The following is a 23,888-nucleotide window of genomic DNA, read 5'->3' as shown; positions in this document are numbered from 1 at the left end:
GCTTCACCTTAATTCCCACTCGTGCAAATTAAAAAGGAAACTTATACTGTTCATTTTAACGGTCTCAATTTTTATCCTTTTGCTAATCCCATTTATCCGAACTGGCTCATAAAGAAATGTATAAGGTTGGTCCTCATAAAGTATCTCTTGAATTTCATCCCAAATTTTCTTGGCACTTGCAAGGTTGTTTAAAACAGCTGCTGAATCATTAAGCTTATCAAAATACGGATTTGAATACGAGACGATATTATGCCCTGATTTTATCGCCTCGGTGTGAAACAAAGAAGAAAGGTCTGGCTTAGTCGCAATCCTCCAACCTGATAAAACCGCATCAAAATTTCTATCAAGTATATGGCGCATAAATGTGTTAAATTCATAAAGCTGGATTTCCATCTTAACACCAAGCTTCAAAAGGTCATTTTGGATAGCCACTGCAACCTCCCTCCTCGTTTGATTCTCAGCATTCGTTATCAATGTAAATTTAAAATCAACCTTTCTCCCATCTATAACCTTGTCAAGGATTCCATCCCCATCTGAATCCCGCCAGCCAGCTTCATAAAGAAGTTTTTTAGCCCTTTGAATATCATATGGATATGGTTTTAATTTCTCATTGTGAGCCCAAAAAATTGATGGGAATGGTGAAGTTGAACGAACGGCATTCCCTTTTAAAATAACATTTATTATCTCATCAACATTTATCCCGTATGATAGCGCTTGTCTCACCTTTTTATCGGCAAATATCGGATTTTTCTGATTCCACCCAATATATTCATACGCAAGGTGTGGATACTTAACAAACTTTAAATTTTTATCTCCCCCATATTTATCAGCAACAGATGGCGAAACGGAAGGCAAAACATCAATCTCACCATTCAAGAACTGCAAAGTTAAATTTGATTCATTTGGGACGATTTTAACGAAAACCCTTTCTATCTTTGGATAATTTTTATCAAAATATCTTTCATTTTTGACAAGTTCAATCAATTGTCCTCTTTCCCAGCGAGCAACTTTATATGGACCGTTTGTCACAGGATTATGATCAAAGAAACCATTCTTCCTCCATTCGGAGAAGGGGATCTTTTCATAGATGTGTCGCGGGACTATCCAGACATCGTTTATATCCATAACCTGATATGGATAAACATAACGATACTTAACAACAAGCGTTGTCTCATTCAAAGCCTTTACATCCTCTATATTTCTAACTATGTCCTCCGCGTTTAGCCAAGCAAGTTCGGGAGAAATGGCTGCTTTAAAACTATATTCAACATCATACGCTGTCGTCTTAACACCATCGCTCCAATAAACATCATTGCGAAGATAAAAAGTGATTTGAAGAGAGTCCTTTGACCATTCCCATCTCTTCGCAAGAAGTGGCGTAAAGGTTCGGTAATCTTCATGTTCAACAGCAAGACGAAGGTAAACTCTATCAAGTATATCTTGAGTGAAAAGCGATGTGCTTAGATACGGGTTAAAAGAGTCAATATCAATAGTGCTTCCAATAACTATGTAATTTCTTTTGATTTCCTTTCTACAACCCAATGTGAGGAGCAAGGATAAAATCAAAAAGAACAGAATTTGATTAACGCGCATTTAATCTCTATTATTATTTATTCAAAGTCATGTTCAAAGTATCTGGCTATCCTCTCAATGGGGAAATCATCTGTTTTTAAGGAAGACGCTTTTTGCCTTAGAAGTGTTTCAATGTTTTTGTTGAATTCCTTGGCTGAGTCGTAACCGTAATGTTTCAATAAATGATTAAGCGCAATGACTTCAGCTATAACGGTTATATTTTTCCCTGGGAAGATCGGAAGCTTAACAAGTGGGATTTCAACACCGAGTATGGAGATTTTTTCTTCATCAAGCCCGGTGCGAGTATATTCCTCTTTCGGGTCCCAATCAAGAAGTTCAACAACAACCTCAACCCTCTTTTGATATCTTATCGCTCTTATCCCGAACATATTCTTGACATCAATTATTCCAAGCCCTCTTATCTCCATGAAGTGCTTCGTTATCGTGTTACAAGTGCCAATTAATATGTTTTCACCTTTCTTGGTTATTAAAACAACATCATCAGCCACAAGACGATGTCCTCTTTCAACAAGATCAAGCGCTATTTCACTTTTTCCAATTCCTGATCTCCCAACAAATAGAAGCCCTATCCCATAGACATCAACAAGGTCACCGTGAACAACCGTTTGCGGTGCGAATTGATCGTCAAGGAAATCGCTTATGAAATAAACAAGCTTTGTGGTCTCAAGTGGCGTCTGAAAAACAGAAATTTTCTTCTCGGTGAAAAGATCAAGGAGATTGTCAGGAAGCGAATTGTCATTCGTTATGACAACGCAAGGAATTTCAAACTTAAGTATGTTTTGAATTGATTTAACTCTACCCTCTGGCGACAAACTTTGAAGATACCTTATCTCCGTGTTCCCGAAAACTTGAATTCTATTGTATGTGAAAAGCTCAACATATCCAGCAAGCGCAAGCCCTGGACGATGTATATTTTTATCCGTTATCTTTCTATCAAAGCCGACATCCCCATTCAAAACCTTCAACTTGAACAGTTCTTTCCCCGACTCATAAAAGAAACCAACCGTGATATGCGTCTTTTTTATTTCTTTAAATTCCCTGCTAAACATTTTCTCACCTGTGCGATTTCAACTTATCTTTGAATTTTATAAGCTGCCTTTCAATTTTTGTGAGCGATTTGTCAAACGCTTTAAGTATATCCGGATCGTTCGCCTTTGATGTCAATCTGTGCTCGTATACCTTCACTATTATCTCTGCTTCCTTCAAGTGATTGTGTTTAGTATCCTGTCTTAATATAACTTCAGCGTTTATTATGCCATCAAAAAATTTGTCTAAACGTGAAATCTCCCTTTCAATATAATTTTTAATTTGATCTGAAACCTCAATGTGATGACCTATGATTTGAAGCGCCATCGCAAATTCTCATTTTGTTTTCAAGTGTAAATATAACAATTAACTTCCGATTTGTCAATTAATTTTTCTACTTTTCCTCAACCCTCGCTTGTCCACTTACTTTATAGACGACATAATTTTTCAAATCCTGGTCCGCTTCAAAACCATAACCCTGTAAAATCTCATTTGGTGATGTCACCTTAACAAAAGCATCCGAGCGGACTTTATTTCTTTCATTATCCCAGAAAAGACGAGTTGTCTCAACACGCGTTCCCTCGTCGGAGACAGCAACTATGTTCCCATACGCCTCAAGATTTTTGGTCCTCTCGTTAACTCTACCGCTATCTGCGATCAAATACGATGTATGCTTCCCGTTTTCATCATAAAAATCAACTCTAAAACCTTGATTTAAAACTGTCACATCTTGATCTTGAAATACAAGGATATGACTAGCCTTCAAAACAGCCCTAATTTTTCCTGAATCGCTAAAAACGATGGTTGCATTCCACGACTCTTGAGATGGGATTTGAACATCGGAAAGATGAACGATTGAAGGTTTGATTTTCTCTTCACAACTTGAAAATACAAGGGCAAGAATAAAAAACATCGTTTTTATCTTCATTGATCAAATTCGTTCTCTGTTTCAGATGAACTTAACCCCGCTTTCACAAGATCGTGAATGTGAATCATACCTATGGGAAATCGCTCATCGTCAATGACAACAAGTTGAGTTATGTTGTAATGTTCCATTTCTTGAAGAGCTACAACAGCGAGCGCATCTTCCTTAATTGTCTTCGGATTTCTCGTCATGACTTCACCGGCGGTCAAGCCAAAAACATTTTCAGTCCTATGCAGAAGTCGCCTTAAATCTCCATCAGTGATTATGCCGACAAGTTTTCCTTTATCATCAACAACACATGTTGCTCCAAGTCGTTTTGATGTCATCTCAATTATCGTCTCCTTCATAGGTGTTGAAGTATGAACAATGGGGACATCTTTACCTGAGACCATCAACTCCTTAACTTTAAGAAGCAACCTCTTCCCAAGATTTCCACCCGGGTGAAACAAGGCGAAGTTTTCAACCGTGAAGTTCCTCTTTTCAAGAAGAGCAATCGCAAGCGCATCCCCCATCGCAAGAGTTGCTGTAGTTGAAGCAGTCGGAGCTAAATTATACGGACACGCTTCTTCTTTAACGGAAACATTCAAAACATAATCAGAAAGGCGAGCAAGTTGTGAATTTAAATTCCCGACCATTGAAATCACAGGAACACCGATCCTTTTAAAAATCGGTATCAAACGCAGGACCTCAACCGTGTCCCCGCTCTTTGAAATACAAATGACCACATCTTCCTTTCGCACAACACCAAGGTCTCCATGGATGGCGTCCGCTGGGTGAAGATAAAGAGCAGGTGTTCCTGTTGAATTCATAGTCGCAACTATTTTCCTCGCTATAATACCCGACTTACCAACACCAGTTATCACAACTCTTCCAGTTGACCCCAAAATCAAATCAACAACCTCTGCAAAACTTTCATCAATCCTATCTTCAAGTTCCGCAACCGCATTTGCTTCAATCCTTATAACTCGCTTGCCTATTTCAATTACATCTTTTTCTGTTTCAATTTTCCCTTTGTCCATAAATCATCCCCCTTTAAACTTTCTTTTCAAAAAATCAAGAAACCCCTTTTTCTCCTTCATCTCCTCATATGCTCCAACATCAACCTTCCCAAAAATTTTGCTGTAAGATAAAAAGGCATTGTTTATCTGCGCATCGCTGAACTTATCAATGTTTTCAAAAATCAAAGGAACATTTAATCCCCCAATCTTTTCAAAAATATCCCTTCGCTGTCTCATCAACTCGTTAAAAAAGTTTGTAACCGGAATTATGTAATTTATCCCCGAATCAATCTCGTGTAACCATATCTTCTTATCCGACGGACTTAAAACAAGTATTAAATTGCTTTCAGATTTTGAAAAAATTCTAACCTCCCTTACCGGTTTCCCTGTCGCTGGAGATGGCTCTCCCGGATTCCACCTTGAATAGCTCCATCTCCTTACCTCGGTAATCTCATCAGGAATGGTCTCCCCATTGAGATTTACAATATCAATTTGAATTTGGTTCTTGTGCGGTTTATGTATTGAAATTTGAATTTTCGCCTCAAGCGTCTCTATCTGACCAAGTGAAACAACAGGTGTGAAAAAAGATTCCTCATCAGGTAAGTCCCCAACTTGACCAAGAATTAAATTATCCCCTTCAAATTTTCCATAACCAATGATAACCGATTTCTCAATAAGCAAACGATAATCCTTATAACCTGATTTTTCAGATGGCAACATCCACAAAATCCAATCAAGCTCTCTATCCGTTAAATTTCTTGGAAAATTTCCGTTTAATCTCACGCTTAAGGATAAATTTGTTCTTCAACTTTAAATGTAGCAATACCTCTTCAAAAAATCAAAACAACACTTAACTTGCTTTTTTCACGGGAATTTTTAAAAATAGAATTGAAAAACAAACTTTAAGGAGCTACTATGACACTTGAACTTGAAAAATATTGGCTTGCGGTTCAAAACATAGTTTGCAAAGTTTGCATTGATAGCGATCCGCATGGAAATGGCATTTGTAGGATTTCGGAAAGGTCAATGTGTGGAGTTAAGGAATATTTTCCAAAAATTGTGAAGGTTGTTCTTTCGGTTAAAAGCGATAAAATGGATGACTATGTAAACGCTCTGCGAGAGAATATCTGCAAAGAATGTCGGGAAACAGAAGATGGTGTTTGCGAATTGAGAAATTCGGTTGAGTGTGCACTTGATAGGTACTACCCACTTATAGTTCAAGCTATAGAATCAGTTAAATCTTAATTAGTTTTTTGTCTTTTATTTATTATAAGATTATTAATTAGCAGTGTGGATATGTGGATAACTTTTTGTAGAAAATAACAAAGTGGGGAATTTTCAAAATTTATCTTGAAAAACAATTCGTTTTCGCTTAATTTTGGGGTAGCAAGATAAAACCCAACAATAACGGCATGTTAATTGAATGTGGATAACTCTAACTTTATCAACATTTTGAAGTTATCCACATCTCAAATGTGGATAACTTTATGACTTTTCAACAGCGAATCCACAGCAATTAACAACTTATCAACAAAGTTATCAACATTGCTGTTATTTTGAGTTAAATTCAATTTTTCTTCTCAATTGTTCCACGAGATTCCTGAATTTCTCGTTCCTTTTCATTTCATCTTCAACCGATTGACAAGCATGAATTACGGTGCTATGGTCTCTTCCCCCGAAGTGTAAACCGATTGTTTTCAAAGATGAGTCGGTAAGTTCCTTGCAAAGATACATCGCTATTTGTCTTGCTATAGCGACTTCTTGCTTTCTTGTTTTTGCTTTAAGCATATCCGTCGGGATTCCAAAATATTCACAAACGATTCGCTGAATCTCTTCAATTGTGACATTGACCGATGTATCTTTGACAATTGTTCTAACGACTTCCTTTGCAAGTTCAATGTCAATTTTTCTATTTTCAAGCGACGATTTCGCAAGCAAACTTATAAGACAACCTTCAAGCTCCCTTATATTTGATGTTATATGAACCGCTATATATTCAATTACTTCTTGTGGAAGTTCTATCCCATTATCCTCGGCTTTTTTCTTTAAAATTGCTATTCTCGTTTCAAGGTCCGGTGGTTGAATATCAGCGATCAATCCCCATTGAAACCGCGAAATTAATCTCTCATCAACACCTTTCAGCTCCTTCGGGGGTCTATCGCTGGAGAGAACTATTTGTTTTCTCGCTTGATGTAAAGCATTAAATATGTGAAAGAAATTATCCTGTGTCTTTTCTTTCCCGGCAAGGAATTGAATGTCATCAACTATCAAGACATCCATACTTTTATAGAAATTTGAAAACTCGTTGACCTTATCCTTTTGGATCGCCTCAACGAAATCAATTGTGAATTTTTCGCTTGATACATAATAAACTCTTGTTGCCTTTTTATTTGCAAGCACATAATTACCTATCGCCTGGATCAAGTGTGTTTTCCCAAGCCCAACACCTCCATAAACCAAAAGCGGATTAAAAGATGTCCCTCCAGGGTTATTCGCAACCGCAAGAGCAGCTGCTCGTGCAAGTTGATTGCAATCACCTTTTACAAAATTATCAAATGTATATCTTGGATTTAAATTTGTTTTTCCGAAAATATCAGCGTCAAATGCTTCATATTCGGATGGGGATTTAACTTGAATTGAGTGAGTTTGAACTTGACTTGATGGTGACTTTGTCGGTTTTGGAACGGATGGTAAATTTATAATCGCCTTAGGCTCGTCTATTGATGAATTTTCCATCACGACGGAATAAACAAGCTTTGCCCCTTCACCTAAAACTTTCGCCAAGGTCTTCTTGATCAACCCGTAATAATGTTCCTCAAGCCATTCATAAAAAAATTGACTTGGTACTTGAATCGTAAGCTGTTTTCCCTCAACTTTTAAAGGGACAATCGGTTCAAACCATGTTTTAAAGCTCAGGGGGTTGATATTATCCTTGATTATTGAAAGACATTCATCCCATACAGCTTTTGCGTCAACCAAACCTTTTTGGGAGGAGGGTTCATTGGTTAGCTCGCTATTAGCCTTAACTTCTTTTTCGTTTAACGAGTCCATTTTTATTCAAATTTTTTATTTTTGACTTATCCACATTTTCACGAAAATTGTGGATAACTTGTTGATAACTCATAGTGTCAAATTCAAGTCGTTATCCACATTATCCACAAAGTTATCCACATCCCTATTCTGCAAAAAACGATTGATTTTTTGTAATTTTTCAAACTTCCAACGAAAATTATCCACATCCTTCCAAAATAAACTTGAGTTTGCGACTTTTTACTTAAAAATTTATTTCAAAAATCTTTAAAGTTATCCACAACTTATCAACACGAGCAAAATCGCTATCCAATTATTAATAAGCAAAATTTTCGTCAAAGGCAAGAGGGAAGATAGGAAATATTTTTGAGGTTTGAATTCAAGATTTTAACACTCTTGTCGTCTCTTTGAGTAGGGTTTTTGCATCAAAAGGTTTTTGAATGAATGCAGATATATTTTTTACAACCTCGTCAAGCAGTGCTGTCGGGGTGGCAAGCCCACTTGTGGCTATTATTTTAGCTTTTGGCTCTATTTTTCTGACAGTTTTTATGAGTTCTGCACCATCCATAACTGGCATCCCAAGGTCGACGATGATGAGGGCAATTTCATCTTTATTTTGTATGAATTTTACAAGCGCTTCAGCACCGTTATTTGCGGTTATAGTTCTATAATTATTATCTTCAAGTACTGTTTTTATCATCAAGCAAATAGGAGCTTCGTCTTCAGCGATGAGTATTAACTCCTGATCGCCAACGGTAATTTCCTCGGTGATTTCTTCAATTGCCGGTTTTATTTCCCCACTTGATGCTGGGAGATAAACTTTGAAAATAGTTCCTTTCCCAACCTCGCTATATACATTTATAAAACCATCATGTTCTTTTATGATGTTGTTTACAGTTGAAAGACCAAGCCCTGTTCCTTTTTCTGGTTCTTTAGTTGTGAAGAAGGGATCAAAAATTTTGTCAATTATCTCCGCTGGTATTCCAACTCCTGTGTCTTCAACGGTTATGAGTATATATGGACCTGGTTTTATACCCGAGATTTGAGTTGCATAGTGATTGTCAAGCGTTAAGTTTTGTGCCTTTATAGCTAGCTTACCGCCATTTGGCATGGCATCTTTTGCGTTTACACATAGGTTCATTAAAACTTGCATTATTTGATTAGGGTCGGCGACGACTTCCCACAGGTCTTTTTGGATGTCAACTTCAATCTTTATGTTTTTAGGGAAGGTTTCCTTCAAAATCGTTTCAACTTCCCTTATCAAGTGTTTGACCTGAACGATTCCTTTTTCACCACTTATCCCTTTGGAAAATGTCAAGATCTGTTTCACAAGTTGCGCACCTCTTTGCGCTGAGAGATTGATTATTTCAATATATCTTTGCTCCGCCTCATCCCTTGACCTTCGCCTGAGTATCTCTGAGGCCATTGTTATTGGCTGTAATATGTTATTTAGATCGTGAGCTATCCCAGCTGCAAGTCGTCCAATGGCTTCAAGTCGCTGGGCTCGGTTTAAAAGTGCTTCAATTTTCTTCTTTTCGGTTATATTTGTATTTGCGACCAAAATTTTAACCTGTCTTCCCTCGTCATCGATCAAAAGTTTAAAATTTGACCAAACTGTTATCGTTCGTCCATCTTTTGTCTTTTGTTTTAACTCCCCGCTCCATTTCCCATCTTTAAGCGTGATATCCTTTGCCTTGAAATAATCCTCAAGATGCTCTGGCTTGTAAATTAAGTCCGTTATATTCTTTCCGATTGCTTCTTCTTTTGTATATCCATAAATTTCCTCGGCTGATTTATTCCAGAACATTATCATATCGTTCAAATCTCCGACTATTAAAGCAGATGGCGAAAGATCAATAAGTTGTGCTTGAAGCTTGATTTGCTCAAATTGTTGGGCATTCATTATAGATAAAGTGATTCTTTCCGCGGTGACCTCAAGTAGATGTATCTCTTCTTCAGTTGGGGTATAGGGTTTGAGCCAGTGCAGGGATAAAACTCCTATCACTCTGTTAAACCTTTTCAATGGGATACCCAAGCTTGTTGAAATACCAAGGTCTTTTATATCTATGTAAATTTTAGAGGTGGGTTCTTCTGTCCTTTGGTAAATGGTTTTTCCTTCATTTATAATTCTCCACGAGAAGCTCTCTTCTTTAGGTAATTTTAAGCCAGCAAGTTTTGCAATTACGCCGGTTGCCTTCTTAATAGTGAGGTTTCCGTCATCAAAGAGAGCAATCGCTGTGCCATCTGAATTTGTAATCTCGGCAAGGCGACCCACAAGTGTTTCAAGGAGTTCATCTATTTCAAGAGTACTGACGAGGTTTTCGGTTATGCGCATCAAATTTTCAAGATTTTTCCGAAGAAGCTCATTTTCCCGCTTGAGTTTTTCAAGTTCCGACATCATCTTCTCAAATTTTTAGTTGAACGAACCCATTGATGTGGATAATATAAAAAAAATCGCAACAAAAAAATTCTAATCTTTAACTCCGATGCTTTGAAGGATTAGTTTAGTTATGTGGTTTATCTCTCCGACGCCATTTATTTTTTTCAAGATGTTTTTTTTGTCATAATATTCAAGTAGTATTTGGGTTGATTCCCTGTAAACTTTCAATCTGTTTTTTATGACATCCGGGTTATCATCGCTTCTTTGATAAAGTTCGCCACCGCACCTTGGGCATTTATTATCTTCTGGGATATGATCAATAAGCAAATTGTAAACAGCCCCGCAATTTCTGCAAGTGCGCCGATTTGTTAGGCGTTTAATTATTTCGTCGTCATCAACCTCAATGCTTATGACATAGTCAAGTTTTATGTTAAGCTCATCAAAAATTTCATCAAGCGCCTTTGCTTGGTTTATCGTTCTGGGGAAACCATCAAGTATAAAACCGCTTTTGCATTTTTCGGATGAGAGCACCTCTTTTATTATACCTATCATCACATCATCCGGGACGAGTTCACCTTTGTCCATAAACGATTTTGCTTTAAGCCCGAGTTCTGTTTGATTTTTTACCGCTTCGCGAAGTATATCCCCAGTTGATATATGTGGGATGTTAAGTTTTTGAGAAAGGATTTGGGCTTGGGTTCCCTTTCCAACTCCGGGCGGACCAAAGAGGATGAGACGCATTTTGAGGTTTCCCTTTTTAATTTTGAATTTCGGTTAAGATAGCTAATTGACCGCAAGCAGCTTTTATGTCTTCCCCGGCATTGCTTCGGATGAAGACAGTTAGATTATTTTCCCTTAACCTTTGAGCGAATTCTTCAAGTCGTTTTGAGGGTTTGAGATTTTTTAATATCGGGTCTTTCCTTATGAAGTCAACAGGGTGAAATTTAAGTATATTTATTTTACAGGGAACTATTTTAGCAAGTTCAACTAGTTTTTTTACATCCTCGTCCGTATCGTTAAGCCCTTCAAAGAGTATATATTCGTATGTTATGCGAAGTCCGATTTTGTTGTAGTAATACTTGACCGCTTCAATTATTGATTGAATTGGGTATCGGTTTGCTATTGGGATGAGTTTCTTCCTGAGGTCTTCGTTGAGTGTGTGAAGCGATATGGCAAGTTTAACCTTTCTCCCCGCATCAGCCAATTCCTTGATTTTATCTGGCAGACCAACCGTTGAGATAGTGATTTTTCTTGAGCCGATTCTTATGCCGTCATTGCTTGTTATGATGTCAATTGCCTTTAAAAGATTTTTAAGGTTTAAGAGTGGTTCCCCCATTCCCATAAAGACGATGTTGGTTATCCTTCTTTCAGAAATTTTTTGTGATTGAATCACTTGATCAACTATTTCGCCGGCGGTGAGGTTTCTCATAAAGCCCATAGCTCCTGTGGCGCAGAACTTACAATCAATCGGGCAACCAACCTGGGTTGAGATGCACAATGTTAGTCGCGATTGATCAGGGATAAGGACACTTTCTATTTTTTCACCATCTTTTAGTTCAAATAAAAGTTTTATCGTGCCATCGCAATCAGACCTTTCAAATGTTAAAAGCTTCAGCTCGTTTATATCAACAGATTGTGCAAGTTTCTCCTTATAGCTTTTCGGAAGATCGGTCATCTTTGAGAGGTCATCTATTTGCTTGTTGTATAACCATTTAAAAATTTGTCTTGCGCGATATTTTTCCCAGCCGAGTTCAACGACAAAATTTTCAAGCTCAGGTAACGTCAACCCTTTTAGTGATACCTTCTTCATTTTACACATATGCTGAGTTATTTTGTAAAAATTTATCAATTTTGATGTTTTTTAGCAAAATGCGGATTTAATTTTGGTCATCAAACGGTATATCAAAGGTTTGTCAAATCAGATGCATAAATAGAAATGTCTGTGTTTAATATTGTCCAGCAGTTGTATGATATTGGTCAGGTGGATTTTAGATTTTGATAAATTTTTTGTTTTGTGGTGGAGACTTTGAGATGGCATTTATTTTGCTTTAATATTTTTATGAGATTTATGCAAAAACAAATTTGATGTTGGCACTGATGAGGAAAATTTTTCTTGTTTTTGGTTTGCTTGGAGTGTTAATCGCTGCTTTCTTGATGAGCCGAAAGCGGAGACAGGATTTTGAAGATGATGAAATTCGCTTTGAACTTTATGCGCAATAAAAAGGTGGGTTAAGATGTTGAAGGTTTTTCTTTTCAACGGGACAAAAATTCCCCTACTTGAAAAGGCGCTTGATGCCTACTCGCTAAGACAGAGAGTTTTGGCATCAAACATTGCGAATATAACGACGATAGGGTATAGAAGAATGGATGTTAATTTTGAAGAGGAGTTGAGGAAAAGTTTGGGTGGTGAATTTATAAAAGGTTTGAGGACAGATGAAAAACATTTTCAGATAGGGGCTAAGGAAATCGGCGAGGTCAATGCAGAGGTTGTTCAAGAAAAGCCAGCTTTTAATTCAGACCCGTTGGCAAGCGGTGTCAACAATGTTGACATTGATTATGAGATGGCTGAACTTGCAAAGAATCAGATAAGGTATAAGCTTGCGGTTAAGTTAATAGGTGAGTCGTTCAGGGGAATTCAAAAAGCAATAAAGGGAGGTGGCGTATGAAGATTGAAAAAATTTTTGCTTCATTTAACATAAGTGCAATGGGATTAAGCGCTCAAAGGAAGAGGATGACAGCGATAGCCGAAAACATTGCAAATGTTGAGACGACGAGGACCGAAAACGGAACGCCGTATAAAAGGAAAATAGTTGTGATGAGGGCTTCGCCTGAGGGAAGTTTCCAGGTTGCTTTAAGAAATGAAACCATAGGGCTTAAGATAACTGATGAAAAGCATTTTTCAGTTGGTGGGATTGAATTTTTTGAAGACGAAGCTCCCATCAGTGGTGTAAGAGCTGAGATTGTTGAGGATGACTCCCCTGAACGGCTCGTCTATAACCCCGAACATCCGGATGCGGATGAAAATGGATATGTTCATATGCCGAATGTCAATATAATTGTTGAGATGGTTGATATGATTTCCGCAACGAGAGCTTACGAGGCAAATGTCACCGCTTTTAACGCTTCAAAAAACATAGCAAAGGATGCTTTGGAGATATGAGAGTTGAGAGTGTAAATAATTTTTTCGTGTTTTTGGAGAATCTGAAGGTTGAACGCCCGGTAGATGTATTGACGAAGGAGGAGATGGAATACTTTGAAAGTGTTTTTAATGAGAAGGTTGAAGAGATAAGAAGTTATTACGATTCAAATGGGCGTCAAATTTTTGATACAGGGAAATTCATCAACAAAAGGGTTTGATGTATGATCAAGGCGATAAACTCCCTAAGTTCAGGTGAAATCGCGGGTATAAAAGCGAGCGAGAGGGTAAGGGAGAGCGTTCAAAGTTTTCAGCAAGTATTGAAGGAATTTATCAAAGATGTGAATGAACTTCAGCTTGAGGCAGGGGAAGCCGTTGAAAAAGCGATTACCGGTGAAATAAACGATATACATGATGTGATGATAGCTGTTGAAAAGGCAAAGACGAGTTTTGAGCTTTTAATGGAGGTTAGGAACAAGATGCTTGAGGCGTATAAGGAATTGATGCGTTTACAGGTTTAAAAAAATTTTTTAGAAATTGATGAACTCGCTCAATCAGATAAAAGAATTTTGGAAAGGGTTAAGCAACATAAGGAAAATAATTCTCGTTGGTTCTGTTCTTGTTTGCCTTGTTGTTTTCTTGGTTTTGATTTCCTGGGTTCGTGAGCCAGAATATGCGGTTTTATTTTCAAACCTTGAGCCCGGGGACGCAAGTAAGATAATTGAAAAGTTGAAGGAGAGAAAGATTGAGTACAAGTTAAAAGATGATGGTCGGACTATACTTGTGCCGAAGCAAAATGTATATGAGTTGCGGCTTCAATTGGCTGGAGAGGGTTTGCCTAATTCAAGTATCGTTGGGTATGAGATTTTTGATAAAGGGAATATCGGTGTTTCAGATTTCGTCCAAAAAATAAACTACAAAAGGGCGCTTGAAGGCGAGCTTGCGAGGACAATTTTACAGCTTGATGGTGTTGAAGCTGCAAGGGTTCATATCGTTATCCCTGAGAAAGCGCTTTTCAAGGAGGATCAAAAAGAGCCGACCGCATCTGTGATTTTGAAGCTCAAGCAAGGGGCTAAATTGACCAGGGAAAATGTTCAAAGCATCGCTTATCTTGTTGCAAACAGCGTTGAGGGGCTTGAGCCAAGGAATGTCACAATCCTTGATTCCAGGGGGCGACTTCTTTCGGAAGATTCAGAATCTGATCCAATTGCAAAGATAAGCTCAAAGCAATATGAATTAAAGAAAAATGTTGAACAATATCTTTCGGATAAAGTTCAAAGTTTGCTTGATGGTGTCCTTGGACCTGGAAATTCAATGGTTAGGGTTGATGTTGAGCTTAACTTCACTCAGGTTGAGAAAACCATGGAAGAGTATGACCCCGACAAAACGGTTGTTAGAAGCGAGCAGACGATTCAGGAAAGAAGCAGTTCCGTTGATTCAACTTTTTTAACTACGAGTTCGCAAAAGAATAACACTATAACGAACTATGAGGTTACACGCACGCTTCAACGGATAGTTGAAGGGGTTGGAAATATAAAACGGCTTTCGGTTGCTGTGCTTGTCAATGGGACTTATAAAGTCAATGATGTTGGTGGGGTTAAAAAAGTTGAGTATATCCCAAGGGATGAGCAACAAATTGAGAAGCTTACACAGATAGTTAAAAACGCCGTTGGTTTCAACCCAGATAGAAATGATCAGGTCTCTGTTGTGAATATCCCATTTGAATCGGTCGGGGGTGAGATGGAATTTGTTTATCGGGAGACGCCGAAGGAATCATGGAGAGAACTTGTTGAGAAAATTATCATAGGGCTTGCGATTTTGTTGTCAATTGTTCTTATTTTTATGCTTCTTGGGAGGTTAAGGGTTAGGAGAGAAATTCCGGAAGTAGAGGTGAAGGAGTTCCCGCCCGTTGCTCCTCAAACACAGCTTGAAGGGCCTGAAACCCTTGCGGTTGAAGAAGTGAAACCCTCTGAGGAAGAGTTAGAGCTTGAGCTTGTCAGAAAAGAACAGATAAAAGAGAAGGTGACGGAATATATCAGGGAAAACTCTGAACAAGCGACGAGGTTGGTCAAAGTTTGGCTATTAGAAGAGGAGAAACCGAAATGGCAAAGGCGGTGAGTTTAAAATACGAGAACTTAACAGGCAAACAAAAAGCGGCGATACTACTTCTTGCACTTGATGTTGAAACAGCTTCAAAAGTTTTCAGACATCTTGAACCTCAAGAGATGGAGCAACTTGCAATAGAGATATCGTCGCTTGAGGGGGTTTCTTCTTCAGTTGTTTCTGCTGTGATTGAGGAATTTTTTCAGATGATGAAGGCGCAGGAGTATATCATAGTTGGTGGTTTTGATTATGCCAAGACATTACTTGAGAAGTCGCTAGGTCCTCAGAGGGCAAGTGAGATAGTTGAGAAGGTTCATAGCATGACGCAGATAAAGGGTTTTTCAGCTTTGAAGAAGGCGGATGCACAGCAACTTGCGAATTTCCTTCAGAAGGAACACCCTCAGACGATCGCTTTAATACTTTCACATCTTCCTCTTGAACAAGCGGCGAAAGTTATAAATCAACTTCCAGAGGATTTGCGCGTTGATGTTATTTATAGAATTGCGAAGCTTGGCAAAATTTCGCCGGCGATTTTAACTGAAATTGAAGGTGTAGTTGATTCCATGGCGGAGACATCTTTAAGCCAAGAGGTAAGCGCAACCGGCGGGGCAAGAACCGTTGCAGCTATACTTAACAAGGTTGGTTCTCAAGAGGCAAGGGAGCTTTTGCAAAGGATAGAGGAGCAAGACCCTGACCTTGCCACGGAAATAAAACGCTTGATGTTCCTGTTTGAAGACATCATTTACATTGATGATAGAAGCATACAAAGGATTTTGCGCGAAGTTGATAGAAAAGACCTCGCACTTGCCCTTAAAGGAGCGGATCAGAAGATACGGGAGAAAATTTTCAAAAATATGTCCGAAAGAGCTGCTGCTATGTTGCAAGAGGAAATTCAATACATGGGACCTGTAAGGTTGCGCGAGGTGGAAGCAGCGCAGATGAGAATAGTTGAGGTGATCAAGCGACTTGAGGAAAATCAAGAGATTGTCATCGCAGGAAGGGGAGGTGAAGAGGACATTGTTTACTAAAAGGGTTATAAAAAATTTTCGTTTAAGCGAGAATTTTTTGTTTGAGGAACTTGAGATTGAGAAGAATGAAAGCAATATCGTTGAACAAGTTGTGAGTTCACATGATGATTTAAAAATTGAAGAGGAAAAAATTTCGCGGGATGTTGAAAAAGTGGATGTTGAGAAGATAATTGAAGAGTTGAGGAAAGAATACGAGGTGAAGTTAAATGAAGCGTATAGGCGCGGTTTTCAAGAAGCTGAAAAATTTTTACGAGATGAATTGGGGGTTGAACTGAATGAGCATGTTCAACTTTTTGAGCAAATTCTGAAAAATTTTTACAATGAGATGAGCGGATTGGAACAAAAAATTGAAAAGCTTATCCTTTCGCTTGCGCTTGAGATAGCAAAGAAAATAGTTAAACGGGAAATTGAAAAGGATGATGATTTCGTTGTGAATCAGGTAAGGGAAGCTGTTAAGAGAGTCATAGGCGTTGAAAAAATCAAGTTGAGGGTGAATCCCGAAGATGAAAGGTTGATAAGGGAGTTAAAGCCGGAAATTTTACAGATGATTGATTCAAGCGGGGATGTGATAATAGAGGCAGACCCTGGGATTGAAAGGGGTGGATGTATAATTGAAAGTGACCTTGGAAATGTTGATGTGCGTTTAGGCACGCAATTTTCACTTATAGAAAATTCACTTATTGAGATGCTTGAGCAAAAATGAACCTTGAGGCAAGGATAAAAAAATATCTTGATCGGCTTGAACATCTTGACCTTATCAAAGTCAATGGTAGGGTCACGCAGGTTATAGGACTTGTGATTGAATCAATTGGTCCTTCCGCATCGCTTGGAGAAGTTTGCAGTATAAAGTCACGGGATGACGAGACGATTTGCCTTGCTGAGGTTGTTGGCTTTAAAAATAATCGCGTTCTTTCAATGGCGCTTGGCGATATAAATAGAATTAGCCCAGGGAGTGAAATAGTGGCAAGCGGGAAATCTTTTTCGGTTCCAGTTGGTAAAAAACTTCTTGGGAGGGTAATAGATGGACTTGGTCGCCCCATTGATGGGAAAGGGTGGATTGAAGCTGAGGAAATAAGGTCAATTTACAATCAGCCACCAGAACCACTTGAAAGGAAAAGGATAACAGAGGCACTTGCTACAGGGATAAGAGCGATAGACGCACTTTTGACATGCGGCAAAGGTCAAAGGATTGGGATTTTTGCTGGGAGTGGTGTTGGTAAAAGCACATTGATGGGCATGATAGCGAGAAATACAAGCGCAGATGTAAATGTCATTGCTTTGATAGGTGAAAGGGGTAGGGAAGTAAGGGACTTTATTGAAAAAGAACTTGGTGAGAGTGGGCTTTCAAAAAGTGTAGTTGTCGTTGCAACGAGTGATAAACCACCGCTTATAAGAGTTAAGTCAGCGCTTGTTGCTATCACAATAGCCGAGTACTTCAGAGACCAAGGTCTTGATGTTATGTTTATGATGGATTCCTTAACGCGTGTTGCAATGGCACAGCGTGAGGTGGGGCTTGCTATAGGGGAGCCACCGACAACGAAAGGTTATACGCCGTCTGTTTTCGCTTTGTTGCCCAAACTCGTTGAAAGAGCTGGAACATCATTAAAGGGAAGCATTACTGCTCTTTACACAGTCCTTGTTGAAGGTGATGACCTAACTGAACCAATAGCTGATTCCACAAGGGCAATACTTGATGGGCATATTGTGCTTTCAAGAAAACTTGCGAACATGGGACATTACCCAGCTATTGACCCGCTTGAAAGCATAAGCCGTTTGATGCCAGATATAGTTTCCGAAAAACATCGCAAATCGGCGGAAAAGATAATTGACTTGCTCGCAACATATAGAGAAGCCGAGGATTTGATAAACATTGGCGCTTATGTGCGTGGAAGTAATCCGAAAATTGACAAATCAATTCAAATGATTGACAAAATAAGAGAATTTTTGAGACAGGATATGAGGGAAAAAGCAGAGTTTGAGGACTCGGTTAATCGTTTAATTGAACTTGCAAATTTAATTTGAGGTTAAAATGGCTCGTTTTAAACTTGACCCGGTTTTAAAAGTTCGTCAATTACAGGAAAAGAAGCATAAAAGAGACCTCTTTGAAATTAAAGTAATTCGCGAGAATGCCGAAAAAGTATTAGAAGACCTTGAAGCCCAAAAGGAAAAGCAAATGGAAGATTTGGAAGTTGAAGATAAAATCAAAGTGCTTGACCTTCAAATTCAATATGCGTATTTGAACTCTTTAGCCAAACAAGTGGAGACGCAGAGAACAACGCTTGAAAAATTTTTGAAAGAGGAGGAGAAGAAGAGAGGTGAGCTCGTTAAGGTAAATCAAGACAAAAAGATGATGGAAAAGTTAAAGGAAAAATTCATCAACAACATTTTAAAAGAAACACAAAAGAAAGAGCAGTTATCCCTTGATGCTATATCTCAAAGGACAACTTTAAACAAGTAGGATACATGGAGGAAAAAACAATTCTCGGATACATACTCGGCTTCACATTTTCATTTGTGACGATATTTGAGGGGATGTATGTTCTTTCAAAAGTTTATCCACAACTTTTTAGACCGTTGCCAAGTTCCGTTGCAGTTGTTGATTCGTTGAAAATTGAAAAGGACACAACTGGAATTATCTGGGAGGACACGACTTCAATAGGGCTTGAATATGTTGAGGCGTATAAACTTGACAGTTTGAATAAGGAGTTAGACAAGGTTTTAATTGAATTGAAAAAATACAAAGACAGCGTCGTCGTTCTTTACAGACAAATTCAGCAAGTTAAAATGGAATTGCAAAAGAAAGACGCTATGATTGAGAAATTACAAGCGAAGCTTAATGAAAGCAAGACGGATAGGGCTAAGGCGATTGCAAAAATTTATGAAGCAATGGAACCGGGAGCAGCTGCTAAAATACTTGAAAATATGCCGGATGATGAAGCGCTTGAGATAATTTTAAATATGCAAAGAAGACAAGCAGCGAAAATACTTGCGGAATTGAACGCAAAAAAGGCGATGAAACTTACATCAAGTGGAAAATGAATTTTAACTTTTTGAACATATCTGAAATTTTGAATTTGCCAGTTGATTTAAGTCACGGGGAAGTGAAAATTGAAAAGTCCGAACTTGAGGGACAGTTTGACCTCATTTTATTGCAGGTTTTATTAAATATCTTGAACGCTTCAACAACTTTGAAACAGGAATCTCCAACCCTTTCTGAGAAAACAAAAGAGACAGCAAGCGTTCAATTTGAAAATCCCAATGAGCAAGTGAAAAATTCAAGTGAGATATCTATTTCCACAAATTTTGAAAATGCTCAACTTCCCAAGATTGATTTGGGACTTTTGACATTTAAAATTAAAACCTTGCCTGATGGTGAGCGTTTTGGAGAAGCAGATGCAAAAGCAGATTTTGAATTTGTGAATTTAAAATCGTTTAATTCCCCTTCCGTTGGATCGCTTTACGAATGTTAAGTTAAGAAGTTCAAGCTCTGAAGTTGAAGTTTTGAAATCACTAACTTCATCGCAGGTAGCATCTCATTTGAACTTAGATTCCGAGTTTGATCCTGTTGATGGTAAGTTTTTCGTGAGGTTTTCCCAATACGAGAATGAATTACCGAAGCAAATTCGTGGCGATGGGATAGTTCGGATTGCTCGTGTTTCCGAAGAAGAAAGTGGTCAATTGGATGTTAAAGCAAGAATTGAATTGGGCGATATTGGTTTTGAACCGATTCGCAAATTAACTAAAGAAGCGGGTTTTGAATTTAGTAAGTTTGAGAAAACGCAAGAAATAAAAATTAATGTGGGGAAAACCGAGGCTAATTCCCAAATTAAGAGCGAGCATATAAAGTCAAATCAACGGGGTTTATCTTTCGGTGAATATGAGAAGTTCAAAAATGAATTTGAAATTTCGCTTGGGAGATTAAATTCACAGGCGAAGTTTGTTGTGAAGGATTTTGTTTCGGATGGTTTAAGGGTTATGGGAAATTCGGATGGGGAAAAGTTTCAGGTTGTTTATGAAGGGATTAAAGTTCAAGATGTCGTTGATTGCGTCAGGGAATTCGCGTTAAGCGGGAAGAATTTGCAAAGGGGAGAGATAGTTTTAAAGCTTGAGCCAAAGGAACTTGGCGAAGTCGTTGTTAAAATTTCGCAGGGTGATAAAGGAGTTAGCGTGTTGTTTGAGGTTAAAAATTTTGAGGTTAAACAGGTTATAGAGTCAGGCATTGATAGTTTGAAGATGATGTTGGAGTCAAGCGATGTTAAACTTGAAAGGGTTGGGGTTATGTTTGACGGCTTAAACTCAGGTGGTGGGCGTAGGGAACAGTTTTTCAAAAAAGGTAATAGCAGGCGAAAGGAATTTGACCAAGTCAGTTTAGTTAAGATTTACGGTTCAAGTTCAATTGAAGCGATAATTTAAAAGGAGGTGAGCCTCGTGGAGAGAATCAATTCACTTGAAAATATGAAGGGCGTGCCATCCACAGGGAGCAGTGTTCAGGGCTCGGGTAAAAGTATCCTTGGCAAAGATGATTTCTTGAAGCTTTTGATAACGCAGCTGAATTATCAAGACCCGTTGAATCCAATTCAAAGCAGTGAATTTGCGAGTCAACTTGCTCAGTTCAGCTCAGTTGAACAACTTTACAACATCAATTCAAATCTTTTAAGGAGCATTGATGCAAGTTATGCGACGAATCGCTCAATTACTAACGCTTTAGTTTCAAACCTAATCGGCAAAAGCGTTTCGGTGTATGGAGATGTTTTATATCTTGACCCAGCGCAAGGTGCAAGTTTTGGCTATGAGTTAAAGGGTGATGCAAAGGAAATTGAGATTAAAATTTATGATTCAGATGGGAATGTGGTCAGGAGTTTTAAACTTGATGGGAGGAAAAAGGGTAGATATGATTTTGCTTGGGATGGGAAAGATAGCTCGGGAAGGGATTTGCCAGCAGGGAATTATAATGTGAAAATTAGCGCCTTGGATAAAGACGGGAAAGCGGTTGCAGTGGATACATATATTATCGGGCTTGTTGAAGGTGTCAGGTATAAGCCAGATGGTGCTGTAATTTTAATTAACGGTGTTGAGTATAGCATTGCGGACATAGTTGAAATTAAAGAGGGGAGAAGAGATGGCAATTGAAATAAATGGTGTAAGAGTTCCGTTTATCCCAGCTGGTGGAATTGAGGCGCTGAAAAAAGAGGTATTTGGAGTTCCTGAAGCAAGGGTTAGTTTTGAAGAAGTTTTGAGGGGTGAAATTGATAATTTGAAATTTTCCTCCCATGCCTTGAAACGTCTTGAGGAGAGAGACATAAAGCTTGATGCAGATGATTTAAAGCTTTTAAATGAAGCTCTTGAAAGGGCTGAGAGAAAAAATACAAGGGATGTTTTGATTTTGTTGAGGGATATGGCTTTTATCGTTAGCGTTAGGAACAAAACCGTTGTGACGGTTATTGATGGTGATAGTATGCGTGAGCGTGTTTTCACAAACATTGACGGTGCTGTTGTAATTTAAGGGGCTGGACCTCGCTGTAGGGGGCCCCGCGTCTCGCCGAACGACGGAGGCGAGATTAAAAAATGTTAAAATGTAAAACAAAAATTTAAAAGGAGGTTAGAAGCCATGTCATTCTTGAGGTCATTGTTTTCCGGGGTATCGGGGCTGAGGAATCATCAAGTTATGATGGATGTCATTGGGAATAATATCTCAAACATCAATACGATTGGTTTCAAGTCCGCTCGCGTTTCATTTAGCGAGACATTTGCTCAGACATTGCGCGGGGCTACTCAACCTTCCTCAGAATCAGGTGGGACAAATCCTTTACAAGTTGGGCTTGGGATGAATATAAGTTCAATTGATACCATTTTTACACAGGGGAATCTTGAAACGACCGGTCAAGTCACAGACCTCGCTATTCAAGGTAATGGTTTTTTCATAGTTAAAAAAGGCGGAAAAAATTATTTCACGAGGGCTGGCGCATTTAGATTTGATGCGAACGGTAATCTTGTTGATTCAGCAACGGGTGCGATCGTTCAAGGGAAAATGGCTGATGCTTCTGGTGTTGTCCCGCCGGGGGCAAAACTTGAGGATATAAAAATCCCATTCGGTCAAAAATCCCCGGCAAAAGCAACATCATTGATAAAACTGACGGGAAATCTTGATGCGGGCGGAGTTCCGAAAGGAAATATCTTGAGAAGCGCGCGACTTTACGCCGTTGAAGATGGAACATCGGATATAAATAATTTACTTGCAACCGGAACGGCAAACACTGTAATAACAGGTATGATTTCGGGTTCAACAACACTGACAATTCAAGATGGGGTTAAAAGCAAAACATATACCTATGTTAGTAAAGATGGAGGCGTTGGCGATGGGAATTTCCATACTTTGAAGGATTTAATTGATGAAATTAACAATGACTTTGCTGGTTCACTTTCCGCAAGTATTGATTCGCAGGGAAGGATTGTGATAACTTCGGCGGTTTCGCAAGTCGTTTCAATTTCAAGTAATAACCGCAACTTTGAAACCGCCCTTTCAGGTTTAAGTGGTACTTATACCGCAAGTGGAAGTAAATACTCCGATAAATTCTCTCATGTAGCTCGTCCAGATGACCTTTTGGTTAATTTGCGTGATGCTCAAGGAAATGACCTTGGCTTAACATCTGGCGATACGATCACGATTGATGGAAAGGTTAGTGGAAGAGCAATATCCACGGTTAATTTTTCCGTTTCGGGGACATCAACCTATAAAGACCTTGCTGATGCTGTTAAGAATGCTTTTAGAATTAGCAATTCAAAAGGAGTTGAAATAGACCCTGATACAGGGGCGCTCGTTGTTTATGCCGACGGCGGAAAAGCCTATGAAATTACCGAATTGAGTATATCCGCATCCGGTAGGGACAAGTTTAATTCAATTTTTGAAAATAAACCTGGCAATTGGCTTGAGATTCAGCGTGCTGAAGATGTAGAAGTTTCTACGACCGTAACCGTTTATGATTCACTCGGAAACAGGCATAATATAACCTTGAGATTTGTTAAAGATGCCACCACGCCAAATCAATGGTCCTGGAAGGCGGAGGTCACCGGTAAAGAGATTATCGTCGCTGGTGGAAGCGGTAAAATTGTTTTTAACTCGGATGGCTCAATTAGAAGCTTCTTCTTTGATGATGGAAGCTCAACTTTAAGAGTTGACCCAGGGGACAATTCTGCCAAAACAATTGAAATTAGAATTGACCCTGGAAAAATTGGTGAATTTGCCGGGATAACTCAAATGGAGGGAAGCTCAAGCTTAATAGCGGATCAAGATGGATATGGGCTTGGCTTCTTAAACACAATTTCAGTTAATGAGGATGGGAAAATTCTTGGTATTTTTTCAAATGGCACTGTTCGCGTGCTTGCACAAATTCTCGTAGCTACATTTAACAATCCAAGCGGATTGTTAAGGGTGGGCGACAACTTGTTTGACATATCAGCCAACTCCGGAGCGCCGATAATTGATGAACCCGGTTCAGCGATTCAATCAAAGGTTATGTCTGGCGTCCTTGAGCAATCAAATGTTGACCTTGCGGAAGAGTTTACGCGTATGATTATAGCCCAGCGTGGTTTTCAAGCAAATGCGAGAATTATCACCGTAAGCGATGAATTTTTACAGGAAATCGTTAACTTGAAACGATAAATTTGAATC

At 38.7% G+C, this 23,888-nt stretch carries 27 protein-coding genes; 17 read left to right on the top strand and 10 right to left on the bottom strand.

The genetic code is table 11. From position 1 onward, the window contains the following. Nucleotides 1-3: 3 nt before the first annotated feature. The 6 genes from FKZ43_RS07000 to FKZ43_RS06975 form a co-directional block, all read right to left on the bottom strand. A complete protein-coding gene (locus tag FKZ43_RS07000; protein ID WP_140945169.1) occupies nt 4-1,593 on the bottom strand; it encodes an ABC transporter substrate-binding protein in 1,590 nt (529 codons plus the stop codon). 17 nt (nt 1,594-1,610) lie between these two features. Continuing rightward, complete coding sequence (gene hprK / locus FKZ43_RS06995) at nt 1,611-2,642, bottom strand: HPr(Ser) kinase/phosphatase (RefSeq protein ID WP_140945168.1); 1,032 nt, start codon at nt 2,640-2,642, stop codon at nt 1,611-1,613. A gap of 4 nt (nt 2,643-2,646) precedes the next feature. Beyond that, a complete protein-coding gene (gene hpf / locus FKZ43_RS06990) occupies nt 2,647-2,946 on the bottom strand; it encodes a ribosome hibernation-promoting factor, HPF/YfiA family (protein ID WP_140945167.1) in 300 nt (99 codons plus the stop codon). Nucleotides 2,947-3,013: 67 nt separating this feature from the next. Beyond that, the gene (gene lptC / locus FKZ43_RS06985) at nt 3,014-3,547 is read right to left on the bottom strand and encodes an LPS export ABC transporter periplasmic protein LptC (RefSeq protein WP_140945166.1); all 534 of its coding nucleotides are present in this window, start codon (nt 3,545-3,547) and stop codon (nt 3,014-3,016) included. After that, on the bottom strand, nt 3,544-4,563 hold the full coding sequence (locus tag FKZ43_RS06980; RefSeq protein ID WP_140945165.1) for a KpsF/GutQ family sugar-phosphate isomerase: 1,020 nt from the start codon (nt 4,561-4,563) through the stop codon (nt 3,544-3,546). The genes lptC and FKZ43_RS06980 overlap by 4 nt, the downstream gene beginning before the upstream one ends. 3 nt (nt 4,564-4,566) lie before the next feature. Next, nucleotides 4,567-5,325, bottom strand: coding sequence for a hypothetical protein (locus FKZ43_RS06975; protein WP_140945164.1), 759 nt, complete (start codon nt 5,323-5,325; stop codon nt 4,567-4,569). Between the two features lie 132 nt (nt 5,326-5,457). On the opposite strand from FKZ43_RS06975, the gene FKZ43_RS06970 reads away from it, so the two are divergent. After that, nucleotides 5,458-5,787 (top strand): hypothetical protein, encoded by a 330-nt coding sequence (locus tag FKZ43_RS06970; RefSeq protein WP_140945163.1) that lies wholly within the window; start codon nt 5,458-5,460, stop codon nt 5,785-5,787. A 306-nt stretch (nt 5,788-6,093) separates the two neighbouring features. Here FKZ43_RS06970 and dnaA read toward each other — a convergent pair whose 3' ends face one another. From dnaA to rlmN, 4 genes are all read right to left on the bottom strand, one after another. Next, nucleotides 6,094-7,593, bottom strand: a complete 1,500-nt coding sequence (dnaA, locus tag FKZ43_RS06965) for a chromosomal replication initiator protein DnaA (protein ID WP_140945162.1) — start codon at nt 7,591-7,593, stop codon at nt 6,094-6,096. A gap of 358 nt (nt 7,594-7,951) precedes the next feature. After that, nucleotides 7,952-9,970 carry a hybrid sensor histidine kinase/response regulator gene (locus tag FKZ43_RS06960; RefSeq protein WP_181180297.1) on the bottom strand — a complete coding sequence of 673 codons (2,019 nt, stop codon included), beginning with the start codon at nt 9,968-9,970 and terminating at the stop codon, nt 7,952-7,954. 72 nt (nt 9,971-10,042) lie between these two features. Further along, complete coding sequence (locus FKZ43_RS06955; RefSeq protein ID WP_140945160.1) at nt 10,043-10,693, bottom strand: adenylate kinase; 651 nt, start codon at nt 10,691-10,693, stop codon at nt 10,043-10,045. 16 nt (nt 10,694-10,709) lie between these two features. Next, nucleotides 10,710-11,762, bottom strand: a complete 1,053-nt coding sequence (gene rlmN / locus FKZ43_RS06950; protein WP_181180296.1) for a dual-specificity RNA methyltransferase RlmN — start codon at nt 11,760-11,762, stop codon at nt 10,710-10,712. A 287-nt stretch (nt 11,763-12,049) separates the two neighbouring features. Between rlmN and FKZ43_RS06945 the strand changes: the two genes are divergently transcribed. The 16 genes from FKZ43_RS06945 to FKZ43_RS06870 all read left to right on the top strand — a co-directional run bounded on the left by FKZ43_RS06945 (nt 12,050) and on the right by FKZ43_RS06870 (nt 23,879). After that, nucleotides 12,050-12,172 (top strand): LPXTG cell wall anchor domain-containing protein, encoded by a 123-nt coding sequence (locus FKZ43_RS06945; RefSeq protein WP_140945158.1) that lies wholly within the window; start codon nt 12,050-12,052, stop codon nt 12,170-12,172. A gap of 14 nt (nt 12,173-12,186) precedes the next feature. Beyond that, the gene (gene flgB, locus FKZ43_RS06940) at nt 12,187-12,618 is read left to right on the top strand and encodes a flagellar basal body rod protein FlgB (RefSeq protein WP_140945157.1); all 432 of its coding nucleotides are present in this window, start codon (nt 12,187-12,189) and stop codon (nt 12,616-12,618) included. Continuing rightward, nucleotides 12,615-13,112, top strand: a complete 498-nt coding sequence (flgC, locus tag FKZ43_RS06935; protein ID WP_140945156.1) for a flagellar basal body rod protein FlgC — start codon at nt 12,615-12,617, stop codon at nt 13,110-13,112. Before flgB ends, flgC begins: the two co-directional genes overlap by 4 nt. Beyond that, complete coding sequence (locus tag FKZ43_RS06930; RefSeq protein ID WP_140945155.1) at nt 13,109-13,309, top strand: hypothetical protein; 201 nt, start codon at nt 13,109-13,111, stop codon at nt 13,307-13,309. Before flgC ends, FKZ43_RS06930 begins: the two co-directional genes overlap by 4 nt. Before the next feature lie 3 nt (nt 13,310-13,312). Continuing rightward, nucleotides 13,313-13,609, top strand: a complete 297-nt coding sequence (gene fliE / locus FKZ43_RS06925) for a flagellar hook-basal body complex protein FliE (protein ID WP_140945154.1) — start codon at nt 13,313-13,315, stop codon at nt 13,607-13,609. A gap of 19 nt (nt 13,610-13,628) precedes the next feature. Continuing rightward, on the top strand, nt 13,629-15,206 hold the full coding sequence (gene fliF, locus FKZ43_RS06920) for a flagellar basal-body MS-ring/collar protein FliF (protein WP_140945153.1): 1,578 nt from the start codon (nt 13,629-13,631) through the stop codon (nt 15,204-15,206). Beyond that, nucleotides 15,191-16,219, top strand: coding sequence for a flagellar motor switch protein FliG (gene fliG, locus FKZ43_RS06915; RefSeq protein WP_140945152.1), 1,029 nt, complete (start codon nt 15,191-15,193; stop codon nt 16,217-16,219). The genes fliF and fliG overlap by 16 nt, the downstream gene beginning before the upstream one ends. Further along, nucleotides 16,197-16,922: a FliH/SctL family protein gene (locus FKZ43_RS06910; RefSeq protein WP_181180295.1), complete on the top strand. Its 726-nt coding sequence runs from the start codon at nt 16,197-16,199 to the stop codon at nt 16,920-16,922. Before fliG ends, FKZ43_RS06910 begins: the two co-directional genes overlap by 23 nt. Then, on the top strand, nt 16,919-18,241 hold the full coding sequence (fliI, locus tag FKZ43_RS06905; protein ID WP_140945150.1) for a flagellar protein export ATPase FliI: 1,323 nt from the start codon (nt 16,919-16,921) through the stop codon (nt 18,239-18,241). Before FKZ43_RS06910 ends, fliI begins: the two co-directional genes overlap by 4 nt. A 7-nt stretch (nt 18,242-18,248) precedes the next feature. Next, on the top strand, nt 18,249-18,677 hold the full coding sequence (fliJ, locus tag FKZ43_RS06900; RefSeq protein WP_140945149.1) for a flagellar export protein FliJ: 429 nt from the start codon (nt 18,249-18,251) through the stop codon (nt 18,675-18,677). Between the two features lie 5 nt (nt 18,678-18,682). Continuing rightward, nucleotides 18,683-19,258 carry a MotE family protein gene (locus tag FKZ43_RS06895; protein WP_140945148.1) on the top strand — a complete coding sequence of 192 codons (576 nt, stop codon included), beginning with the start codon at nt 18,683-18,685 and terminating at the stop codon, nt 19,256-19,258. Next, on the top strand, nt 19,255-19,689 hold the full coding sequence (locus tag FKZ43_RS06890) for a hypothetical protein (RefSeq protein ID WP_140945147.1): 435 nt from the start codon (nt 19,255-19,257) through the stop codon (nt 19,687-19,689). Before FKZ43_RS06895 ends, FKZ43_RS06890 begins: the two co-directional genes overlap by 4 nt. After that, on the top strand, nt 19,667-20,632 hold the full coding sequence (locus FKZ43_RS06885; RefSeq protein WP_140945146.1) for a flagellar hook-length control protein FliK: 966 nt from the start codon (nt 19,667-19,669) through the stop codon (nt 20,630-20,632). The genes FKZ43_RS06890 and FKZ43_RS06885 overlap by 23 nt, the downstream gene beginning before the upstream one ends. 15 nt (nt 20,633-20,647) lie before the next feature. Continuing rightward, entirely contained in the window at nt 20,648-21,349 is a 702-nt protein-coding gene (locus FKZ43_RS06880) for a flagellar hook assembly protein FlgD (protein ID WP_140945145.1), read from the top strand. Then, entirely contained in the window at nt 21,339-21,722 is a 384-nt protein-coding gene (locus FKZ43_RS06875; RefSeq protein WP_140945144.1) for a TIGR02530 family flagellar biosynthesis protein, read from the top strand. Before FKZ43_RS06880 ends, FKZ43_RS06875 begins: the two co-directional genes overlap by 11 nt. A gap of 105 nt (nt 21,723-21,827) precedes the next feature. Further along, nucleotides 21,828-23,879, top strand: a complete 2,052-nt coding sequence (locus FKZ43_RS06870; RefSeq protein WP_140945143.1) for a flagellar hook-basal body complex protein — start codon at nt 21,828-21,830, stop codon at nt 23,877-23,879. Nucleotides 23,880-23,888: the final 9 nt, after the last annotated feature.

The organism is Candidatus Thermokryptus mobilis, from assembly GCF_900070205.1.
Classification (GTDB): domain Bacteria; phylum Bacteroidota; class Ignavibacteria; order Kryptoniales; family Kryptoniaceae; genus Kryptonium; species Kryptonium mobile.
The sequence above is the reverse complement of the archived record's forward strand: the minus strand, read 5'-3'. Positions and strand labels throughout refer to the sequence as shown.